Below are 10,278 nucleotides of genomic sequence, written 5' to 3'. Positions count from 1 at the left end.
GCCGCATTGGCAGGAAATATTGAGGCAGCCTATCGTCTGGGCGATCGGCATGTGAAGAGTTCGCCGCCAGACTATGCGGACGCCGCAACATGGTACCGACGGGCGGCAAATGCCGGCCATCAGGCTGCTGCCCGTGCGTTGGCATCGCTTTATCTTTCCGGAAACGGAGTCGCACGGGACGTCGAAGAGGGAGCGCGCTGGCTGCGTACGTCCGCAAATGCGGGAAATCAGCAAGCGCAGGTCGACTTTGCCAATCTGGTTATCGAAGGAGCAGGCGAGCCTGGCGACCGCGCCAGCATCGCTGGATGGTTCGAGGCGACCGCCTCATCGGGCGATCTGATTGCAGCGTTCAACCTCGGCCTCTGCTTTGCCGAGGGCGTCGGCGTGCGAAAGGACGAGGAGCAAGCTGCCCGATGGGTGAGGCGGGCAGCCGAAGGCGTGGCCGATGCGCAATATGCCTACGCGCGAATGCTTCAGGATGGGCGCGGCGTGGCTGCCGATCTGAAACAAGCCCGTTGCTGGTTTGAGCGGGCGGCCAATGCTGGCATGGTCGACGCGCAGGTGGCGTTTGCCGAAATGCTTCTCAACGGACGTGGCGGCGCCTGTTTGCCTCAGGCTGCCGCGCAGTGGTTCAAGCGGGCAGCCGCAGCCGGGCACGCCGGGGCTATGTTTGCGATCGGTGCCCAGTACGCGAATGGCCAAGGTCTGTCCTTCGACCCGGTCGCAGCGCAGAAATGGTTCGCGGCCGCCGCCGAGCGGGGACATGGCTATGCCCAACTCATGCTCGGGGGCTATCTCTGCAATGGTCGTGCCGGGGAACACAACCCGGTAGCAGGCCGCCTTTGGCTCGAGCGAGCATTTGCGCAGGGTGTTCAGGAAGCGGCGAATGAACTCTCATAGTTTGCCTCGAAGGCTGGCTCTGCGGGGGCCATAGGTCTGGTGGAAGAGCTACGCTCTGTTTAGGATCCGAGCACCGAGCGCCAATTATCGCTCCTGATTGTGGTCCTTAAATTGGGCCGAGCGGACTCGCCGCTGCAGCGGGACGCCAAGGACGGTGTCGTTTAGGCAACCGCGAAGAGATCGCGCCAAGAAACCGAGATTGAATTGGCCGGCGCCTGGCCAGCGGACGCCAGTCGGGATAGGGAGCGGGCCACACGGAACAGATCCGCCGCCGGAAAGTGGATGCTGCCCGGAAAAGCCCGTCCTCGATCTTGCCCGATGGCCGCTACCGGGGAGCAAGATTGCTTGCCATCGCATGCCGGGACGTCTCAACCGTCGACATATTCCTGCTCGAATCCAGCAAACTTAGTCAGGCCCTGCTGATCGAGCACACGAACGTGGCCCTGCCGAAATTCGAGAAACTTGCGCTCGCGCAGTTCCCGCAGCATCCGGTTGACATGAATGGGAGTGAGTCCCAGTGCGTCCGCCAGATCGTACTGGGTGAGAGGGCATTCATAGCTGTTGCGCGTGACAGAGCCGATTCGTTCCAGACGCGTCATCAGTTCGAGGAAGAGATGCGCCGTCCGCGCCAAGGCGCTGCGTCGTCCCACATTGGTCAGATGTTGAGCGACAACCGCTGCATTGTGCACGAGGGTTTCGAGAACAAGGGAGAACAGATGGGGCGACTGCATGGCCGCAACGGCAAATGTCTTGGTCGAAGCCACCAGAACTGAAATTTCGGTTTGAGCCACAAACGTTTCAAGAGCCCTGCCCGAGTAGGACTGAGGTAGGACGATGTCGCCTTTCAGTGCAAAATCTAGAATCTGTCGCTGCCCGCCGGCAAGTTCATGAGAAATGCACCCCCAGCCCGACTCGACAATGAACATGCGATCGCAATCCTCGCCCTGATTGACGATGACCGTCTCCGCCAGATAGCGCTTCGGCGTGAATCCCAGCCTTTTGATCAGCGCCGTATCGTCCTCATACGACAGGCGTTTTTCATTCCCGCGCAAAAATGGATGTGGCGTCATTCAGAAGCAACCCCGCCCAACTACTGCCCGAACTACCTCCCTCGCATACACCGTACATTAAAATTGATGTGAAGAATATGCTCCAATGCACTATCGATGACGTGGCAACGGCAGTTTTGGTTGAAGATAACAAGTTTTTCCCGGTCGGCCGATGGCGACAGGTTAAGTCTTATTTCTCTTGAAATTTTCCCGCATGGAATCGACTATTTCGCTGGCGACGAGGCAGCTGCGATTGTCCGCTTGCTCGGCGGCATTTCGTAACGTCATCGACGCGTCCTTAAGTAGCCCTCTAATCTCTGCTGCTGACAAAAGCTCGGACGCTTCGAGTTCCAGCAGCACGGATTCACTCACGTGCAGCGCAGCAAGCGCCACCGCTCTAGGCCTTGTGGCAAGCAGTTTCAGAAGGTCACTGCTGGGTCTCGCACGGACTTTTTTTTTGGCCATCGTTGCGTCTCAACCGTTCGGACAAGATGGTTCACGTCTCAAAGTTACAACGCCTTGACGAATTAACCGCATTTCCATGATCGGGAGAGGTCGTTCAATGTGGCGTCAGGCATCTTCCCAAAGCATACTATCCCGCTTTGAGGCAGCGACACAGAGGCAAGTGCTACCGAATTTGCCGTAGCTACGACGTCCCTATCACCTTGCGGTACCTTGCTGATAAGCGGCGCAGGAAGCATGCCTACGACCGAACCGGGGAGGGCATGATGGCAGGAATATGCATGCGGGGGGTGTGTGCGGGCAATTTGCTTCGGTGGCGAGCCGGCCTGGCTACTCCCTAAGGGTGTATGGAGATTGGCACATCCTCAGGTGATACTGCGACGATGAACCGGACGTTCTACGCCAAGCTCTATCACATTGACGGGCTCGCGCGCGCCATCGGCTGGAGGAAACTGGTCTCAGTACTCCTTCGCCGCGCACTCGGGATCGGCTCGGCGATGAAAGTTCGCTGTGGCGATCATGAATTGCTGATCAGGCCTACCGACAGCGACTTGTTTGTCATGTCACAAATTTTTGGGCACGGCGAATATGAAATTGGAAAGGGTGGACAGAGCGCGCTCAACCGGCTCGCGGCAGGATGGAGACGGAGGGGGATCATACCCGTTATCGTGGATGCCGGCGCTAACGTTGGCTACTCGTCGATTTTCCTCAGAGACCAGTATCCTGATGCTGTGGTGATGGCCATCGAACCGGATCGCCAAACGCATGAAGTCTTACTCTCGAACTGCGCCGGTCTAGAGCGGATTATGTCTGTTTACGGCGCACTCTGGTGCCACGAGGGCGAAGTTGCACTTGTCAACAGCGAGCGCCCATCGTGGGCACGGGGCGTGGCAGACGGAGAAGGCGTGCCGTCGGTCACCTTACGGGGCCTTCTTGCCAGACTGCCCAAGGCGAAATTGCTGATGCTTAAGATGGACATTGAAGGCGCGGAGCTGGAGGCAACGCGAGACTGCGGCAAGGTCCTCAAGCATGTGCCGTGCATCATCGTGGAACCACACGACTTTATGTTTCCCGGCCGAGGCTGCCTCACTTTCGTCTACTCGCTTTTGAGCGGAAGGAAGATCGACAGCCTCGTCAACGGCGAGAACCTCATATTCATTGCCTCGGAACTCCTGGCAGCACCGGCAGCCTCACGGCGGCCGACGACCGGGGGAAAGCGAGCGTTGCCGGTGCGCGCGGCCAAGGCTGTGCCTTAGCGGCCGCGCCAGGAGCCGATATCTGCGGTCGTCAAGGTTCGGTGTAGACGACCTTCGCCAACTACGGTTCGGCACGAACACCGTATCTCAGGATCGTCGCATCAGGAGCGACCCAGTACCTGCCTCAAACCCGTCTTGCTCACGTCCGAAGCAGGAAGCGGGAAAGGTTCGACTTGGCCCGCGGTCTTGTCCAGATACTGCATCAATGCCGTCACCAGATGGTAGAAGATGCTCGCCGGCACCTCCGTTGCCAGTGACCTTCCGCGCTCGTCAATCCTGTCGATCCACAAGCCAAGCGGCGCGGGATCGATGTGCCATCTGAACAGGCGCGCGACACGGGCTTCGATCTCAGCTTTCAGGTCAGGCCCGCCAATGCCATCCAAGGCTACGGCTGCCTTGACGGCTTCGCATTGCGGCCAGCTGCGGGAGAGCCGGTCGAGAGGGATTCCCTGCCGCGATACGGCAGCAAAAGCCAGACCTGTTGTCCGGTTCAATCCACTGGCGACCGCCGATGAATAGAGCTTCCTTGCGTAGGCGACCAAGTCTTTCTGGCCGCTCGCTCGTGCGAAATCGACAAGGAGCGAAGCCCATTCGAAGTGATGCCCCGGTTCGGTCCACTGTCCTTCATCTCCCTGCAACGGCAACCAATCGGCGTCGAAACGTTCCCCAACCGTCCAGCTTTCCTGGTCGAAGAAATGGCTCCGGAAGAGATCGATGATGCGTGCTGCCCGACGCAGATATTCACGGTCGCCCGTGGCGCCATACCAGGCAAGAAATGATTCCAGCATGTGCATGTGTGGGTTCGAAGACCGCGCACCGTTCCAGCCGGGGCTCTCGAGGAACCCGGTCAGACTGTCGTGCTCGAGGTGGGCGTCGATGAAACGAAACGTCTGTTGTGCCAGTTCCAGGGCATCGTGGTGTCCGCATCGGTGAGCTTGAGCCAGCGCCAGGAGCACGCAGGCATGGTCGTAGGCGTCCTCGGTCGGGTCGGCCACGCTGCCGTTGGCATTGAGAGTTCGCACCCACCCGCCGCGGTTCGTGCGGCCGAATCTTGCGATGAAGTCGATACCGTGTTCGATGAGTTTGTCCGCCGGACCAGTCCAGCCACGTTCCTTGGCGACTGCGAAAGCGTAAATCTGGCGAGCCGCAGTGCGCATGCGCTTGGGTTTGCCCAATGGCCTCGCATCGAAGCCCAGGGCCTCATGGAAGCCGCCGTAAACATCGTCGACGCCAGCGGTGGACCACAGCGGCAGGGTTTCTTCGAAGAGCCAGTGCTCCACGCGCTTGCGCCATGAGCCACTGATGATGATCCGGTCTTCGGAGGCAGTAAATTTCGTTTCGAGGCGCCCGCTCTTCTCCAGCTGTTCGACGATTTTTTTCACGTTCTGGCTGTGGCTGACGGGTGCGACGAATACCGCATCTGGCGTCGCCACGATCGCAACATCCTTCATCCCGACCACGGTCAGCAGTCTGCCCTGGCTTCTGAAGTAAGAGTCCTGGCAATCGATGGCGACGATATCGCCCATTGTGACATTGCCGTTGCTGTCCGTGGGGCTGGCCTCCATTAGGGATTGCCATGAGCCAAGGTCGGTCCAGTGGAACGAGGCCCTAACCATTGCGATGTCGCGCGCATGCTCCATGATTGCGTAGTCGATCGAGGTCGAGGGGACGGCCAAGTAGAAGCCTTGTGTCAAATAAAGGCCCGAGACGTCGGTCCGCGCTCCCTTGTAAGCCCGTTCCGCGGCGTCCCAGATGTCGGGCTGGAACTCGAGAAAAGCCTCCCGCATGGTGTCGGCTCGAAAGAGGAAAATGCCGGCGTTCCAGTAGAATTGTCCCGAAGACATGTATTTGCGAGCCGACTTGGCGTTCGGCTTTTCGACAAAGCGCGAAACCGAGGCTACTGCGTCAGCATCTGCCGTGGTCTCGATGTAACCATATCCGGTTTCGGGATGCGTCGGCTTGATCCCGAACACGATGATCTTTCCTGAATCGGCGGCAGGCACGCCGGCCTTGACGGTTTCCCAGAATTGCGTTGTCGTCGATATCTGATGGTCGGAGGGGACCACGAGCACAAGGGCGTCGGCTCCATATTCGGAGATCGTTTGCAGGGTGGCTATGGCGACGGCGGCCGCGGTATTGCGGCCGACCGGCTCGAAGATCGGTCTGCCGCCGTTCAGGCCGAGCGGTACTAGGTCCGAGATAACGCGCTCGGCATGCCGTTCGGAGGCTATCAGGTAGATCGGCGTCTCTCCGTCCGGCCGCGCCTTAAGGCGACGAACAGTCTTGGCAAGCATAGAGCCATCCCCCGAAAGATCGTGGAATTGCTTGGGGTTGTCTTCGCGCGAGAGCGGCCACAGCCGTGAGCCGACCCCCCCGCTCATGACAAAACTTACGATCCGGTCAGACATGGTCCAATTCCTCTCAGAATGTCTGGTTGTAGGCTCCGACCTCTGGATTGCCGCCCAGCACGCCATCGAGAGCCTCGAGTATCTCTCGGCGCCGCTCTGGCGACACAGGCTTTCCACAACCAGGACGATCTCCGCTTTGTTCGACGACGCCCAGGCCCCAGGTGCCGTCCTGAAAGCCCGTGGCTTTGATCGGAGCACTGGTTTTGAAGGCGAATGTGTTTGGACTCGCGTGTCCGACTATGTTCACGGTCACGATTTCCGCTCCGCAGTTTAGCGCCAACAGTCGTAACACGCGCCGCACGTGGCCGCCTTCATGAATTCGAGTAGCCCTATCGCCCTAGCTGCCACCCCTCATCCAATATGAGCATGCCCGCCGATGACCGAAAGGATGTCTCGTGCAAGCATGAGAGTCTTGTATTCTGCAAGGTGCGTCCCCTCTCGCGTGCAACGAGAAAGATGGCTGCAACATGCCGCTGACCGCATTCAGGTTCCCATTCGGCCAGAATGTCGACCAACGGCGGTTCGGTCGCCTGACCAGTCTTCTGGAGGTCATTCAGATGGACATCGAGAAGGAAATCGCGGCACTGCGCCCTTGCGTGGAAAGGTTCACGGACTGTGCTGCGTTCGCCCTGGAAGCGATGGAAAATGGAGAGAGTCCCGAACGCATGTCCGCGCAGATCGGTACTCTCGAGCAGAACCTGGCGATCATCCGCGGACGGCAGGCCTTGCTGGAACAGCAGACGTCATTTGTCGACGCCGCGAGAGCAGCGCTGCCGCGCGTTCTACCGCCCCACGGGTCCTAAGTTTCGCATACGCCAATTGGCGGCATTTACCTTCCGGATCACGGGAGTAATCTTCCGCAGCAGTCTGGGATCGCGGGGCCTCGGCTTTCAATGCAAAGACCGGCCAAATGCAACGGCCGCCTGCATGGAGCGGGCTGCTCTGGGTGTCTGCGTATGCCTGCAGGAGAAGCTGAATGAATCGCATGTTCACCAATCAATGGCCCTCGATGACGGACCAGCAGGCTTCCGCCGGCCAAGAGTTCATTGGGCTCTCCGACATTACCGAATTTCTGCGCCGCTACGCTGGAACTATCATTGCCTGCCTTGCCATGGCTCTCTTGTTGGCGGGGTTTTACAATTCGAGCACCGACCCAACTTTCATCGCCAGCGCGCAGATTCTGATCGAGCCGAAATTGCCGCAACACCTGCAGGAGGGCGGCGAAGTGGATCTGTCACTGGATACTGCCCAGGTGGAAAGCCAGATCGCTGTAATGCAGTCGGAAAAAATCGCAGCGATGGTGCTCGACCAGTTGAAACTCGTCGACGATGCGCAGTTCAATCGTTCCCAGTCTCCGACTTTGCGGGACAGATTGACGAAGACCGGAGCTGTCCTGCTTGAGGCCTTGGGGCTGCGGAAAAGCGCCTGGCTGCAGCATTTCGCTCTTAGCGAGCCTGCCGCACCCCCCATGCTGACCGATTTTCAGAAGTTCCGTCGGAGCATGTTGGTTTTCCGCAACGGCCTCGACGTCCGCCGAGTCGGCGTTTCCTACGCGATTGACATATCCTTCACCTCTCCTGATCCCGAGGGCGCAGCCAGGATTGCGAACGCCACGGCCGATGCCTTCGTACGTGAGCAGATCGAAACCAAGACTGACGCAGCCAAGGAAGGAGGCGCGTGGCTGGAAATGCGGCTTCAGCAGCTGCGAACTCAAATGAATGAGGCCATGGCAAAAGCGCAGCAGTTCCGGTCACGGCACGACTACAGCGTCGGCATTGAAGCCAAAGCAGACGGGACGAGTGCTGAGCCGACGCTCGAAGAACTTGAGGTGACGGCTGAAACCTACCAGAAGATGTACGAGAGCTTCTTGCAGGCCTACACCAACTCGGTAAGCCAACAGTCGTATCCGGTTGCCGATGCAAGGGTCATCACAGCTGCGACGGCGCCGCTCAATCCGAGCGCTCCAAGGCCGAAGTTGATGCTGGCCTTCGCGGTGGTTGCCGGTCTCATTTTCGGTATTGGACTTGCGTTTGTAAGGCACGCGTTTGACTGGACCATAAGGTCGCCACGACAGATCCGCGACAATCTGGGCGTCGAATGCCTCGGAGAACTGCCACCGATCGGCAGAAGATCGGGCCTTGTCGACCAAGTGGCAAGATCTCCGCAATCCCGATACAGCCATAGCCTGAGAAAAGTGCGAACCGAGATAAGCCTTGCGGAAACCAGCCGCCCGATCAGGTTTCTTGGGTTGACTGCCGTATCCAACGACGGTTCGAAGAGTTCGGTGGCCAGCAATCTCGCTACGCTCTACTCGATGTCGGGCCTGAAGACGCTGGTGATTGACGCCGACATCCGGCGCCCGACCATGACCCCCTCGCGGCTTCTGAGCCAGTCGGGAGCCCTCGACCTACCGTGCCAGGACCCTGTCCGTCTCAACATCGTTCGTGCTGCGGGGCGGCCGTTCGACATCCTTTCCAGTTCGACCGTGGACGCCAGACACCTCCTGGCGCCTAGCAAGATGGAGGCGTTCCTCTCGGAGCTAGCCGCTAGTGACCTTGCCGCCAACGGACTTCCTGCCTACGACATTGTCATACTCGACCTGCCGACGCTTGCCTCGGGTGCCGACGAACTGATTGTCGGATCTGTCCTGGACGGCGTGGTGATCGTTGCCGAGTGGGGCAAGACACAGGTCCAGACGCTGCAGGAACTTGTCAAGACGTTGCAGGCCTGCAGGACCCCGATACTAGGCGTACTCTTGGCCAGGGTCCGCGCGCCCAAGCGCCGCAAAGCATGAAACCGTAGCGAGACATTCTCCTTCGGAAGTTGCAAAAAGTCTAGGAGGATCATTCCTTGGGATTAGGGGGATAGCCCCTGAGCGTCACGCTACCTCCTTTGCCCTTCTTGTCGACAACCTCCGACCTTGGAAGAGTGCAACAACAAGTCGAAACAGCGATTGTTCCATGACAACGAACGCCTTCGAGTCACATCAGGCAGCCCCGATCTGGGTTCAGCCATCTCTGCCTATCCCGTCCGACAGCCGAACGGCAGTCCTGCACGTCCTTCCCGCATCCGACAACAACGGTGCCGGGGCAGTGTTGACGGACCTTTCGCCCGCGCTCAGGTTGGGAACGACGAACCCTCCTGTGGGCGGTCTCCTGAAGCGCATCATGGATCTGGTAGTAGCATTCACGGCGCTTATGGTTGCCGCGCCGGTAATGATTGTCGTTGCTCTGCTGATCAGGATGACGGCAGGAGGCCCAGCAGTGTTCTCGCATAGCCGCATCGGCTTTGGCGGAAAGCCATTCGATTGCTACAAGTTCCGCTCGATGGTCACCAATTCGGACGAAGTTCTGAAGTCATTTCTCGACAGCAACCCTCAAGTCAGGTTGGAATGGGAGGAGACCCGCAAGATCAGGAACGACCCCCGCGTCACGGTGCTTGGGTGGATGCTGCGTAAGTCGAGCCTCGACGAACTCCCGCAATTGTTCAACATCATCCGCGGCGACATGAGTTGTGTGGGTCCAAGGCCCATCGTCAAGGACGAACTAAAATGCTACGGCGACCACTTAGGGGAATACCTTCGGGCAAAGCCCGGGCTCACCGGTCTGTGGCAGGTGAACGGAAGAAGCAGCATGGACTACGCCAACCGCGTGAAGCTGGACTGCCAGTATGTGCGGAACTGGTCGGTTTGGCTCGATATCGTGATCCTGTTCAGGACGGTTTTCGCAGTCATACGTTTCGACCGGGCTTCCTGAAGTCCCGCCGTGTCACCTTTCCTTGCGCTTCCGGTGGACGGACAGGGACAGACCGATGATATAGGCGCCAGCCAAGACGAATGACAGTATCAGGAACTTAGTGACGGTCACGTAGCCCGGCAACCCGAGCCCATTCCAGGCAAAGCTTCCGACCACAAGCAGCGCAGTCGCCGCGATCAGCGCAGGAGCCTTGAAGCGCAGTCCCATCAGAACGCCTGCCGCCGATATAGCGATTACACTCATGAGCACCGACATCTCCAGTGATACCCGCAGGAACTGATCGCCTCACTGCGGCAGGGAAGGCATCGTCAGCGTGCCCACTGATATGCGGCCTCAAAGTGCAAGGCAAGTGCCGCCGGAAATTGCTAGCATGGTCGGCCAGATCATTGAACTTGAAGCGAACCAGTTCAAAGAAAGGTGCGCGGCGGTTTTCCGTGTGGAACAGCAG

General features: G+C 59.0%; 10 protein-coding genes. 5 read left to right on the top strand and 5 right to left on the bottom strand.

Going from position 1 to position 10,278, the window contains the following annotated elements:
• Nucleotides 1-900: tetratricopeptide repeat protein (locus EN990_RS33575; RefSeq protein ID WP_164766206.1), on the top strand; the 900-nt coding region annotated here is incomplete at its 5' end.
• Nucleotides 901-1,268: 368 nt separating this feature from the next.
• Here the strand turns inward: EN990_RS33575 and EN990_RS33570 are convergent.
• Nucleotides 1,269-1,970 (bottom strand): Crp/Fnr family transcriptional regulator, encoded by a 702-nt coding sequence (locus tag EN990_RS33570; protein WP_024505426.1) that lies wholly within the window; start codon nt 1,968-1,970, stop codon nt 1,269-1,271.
• A gap of 162 nt (nt 1,971-2,132) precedes the next feature.
• Entirely contained in the window at nt 2,133-2,414 is a 282-nt protein-coding gene (locus EN990_RS33565; RefSeq protein ID WP_024505425.1) for a hypothetical protein, read from the bottom strand.
• Nucleotides 2,415-2,794: 380 nt separating this feature from the next.
• Here EN990_RS33565 and EN990_RS33560 point away from each other — a divergent pair, with 380 nt between their 5' ends.
• On the top strand, nt 2,795-3,667 hold the full coding sequence (locus tag EN990_RS33560; protein ID WP_024505424.1) for an FkbM family methyltransferase: 873 nt from the start codon (nt 2,795-2,797) through the stop codon (nt 3,665-3,667).
• A gap of 101 nt (nt 3,668-3,768) precedes the next feature.
• On the opposite strand, the gene EN990_RS33555 is transcribed toward EN990_RS33560, so the two are convergent.
• Nucleotides 3,769-6,075, bottom strand: a complete 2,307-nt coding sequence (locus EN990_RS33555; RefSeq protein WP_127366461.1) for a mannose-1-phosphate guanylyltransferase/mannose-6-phosphate isomerase — start codon at nt 6,073-6,075, stop codon at nt 3,769-3,771.
• A gap of 13 nt (nt 6,076-6,088) precedes the next feature.
• Nucleotides 6,089-6,328 (bottom strand): hypothetical protein, encoded by a 240-nt coding sequence (locus tag EN990_RS33550; protein WP_127326026.1) that lies wholly within the window; start codon nt 6,326-6,328, stop codon nt 6,089-6,091.
• A 214-nt stretch (nt 6,329-6,542) separates the two neighbouring features.
• Between EN990_RS33550 and EN990_RS33545 the strand changes: the two genes are divergently transcribed.
• From EN990_RS33545 to EN990_RS33535, 3 genes are all read left to right on the top strand, one after another.
• Entirely contained in the window at nt 6,543-6,878 is a 336-nt protein-coding gene (locus tag EN990_RS33545) for a hypothetical protein (RefSeq protein ID WP_127366462.1), read from the top strand.
• Between the two features lie 173 nt (nt 6,879-7,051).
• Entirely contained in the window at nt 7,052-8,869 is a 1,818-nt protein-coding gene (locus tag EN990_RS33540) for a GNVR domain-containing protein (protein ID WP_127388544.1), read from the top strand.
• 166 nt (nt 8,870-9,035) lie between these two features.
• The gene (locus tag EN990_RS33535) at nt 9,036-9,830 is read left to right on the top strand and encodes a sugar transferase (protein WP_024505420.1); all 795 of its coding nucleotides are present in this window, start codon (nt 9,036-9,038) and stop codon (nt 9,828-9,830) included.
• Nucleotides 9,831-9,842: 12 nt separating this feature from the next.
• On the opposite strand, the gene EN990_RS33530 is transcribed toward EN990_RS33535, so the two are convergent.
• Nucleotides 9,843-10,073: a hypothetical protein gene (locus EN990_RS33530; RefSeq protein ID WP_127219079.1), complete on the bottom strand. Its 231-nt coding sequence runs from the start codon at nt 10,071-10,073 to the stop codon at nt 9,843-9,845.
• Between the last annotated feature and the right edge of the window lie 205 nt (nt 10,074-10,278).

It is taken from the genome of Mesorhizobium sp. M7A.F.Ca.US.005.03.1.1, assembly GCF_003997975.1.
Classification (GTDB): Bacteria; Pseudomonadota; Alphaproteobacteria; order Rhizobiales; family Rhizobiaceae; genus Mesorhizobium; species Mesorhizobium ciceri.
This window is presented reverse-complemented; position numbering and strand designations above follow the sequence as displayed.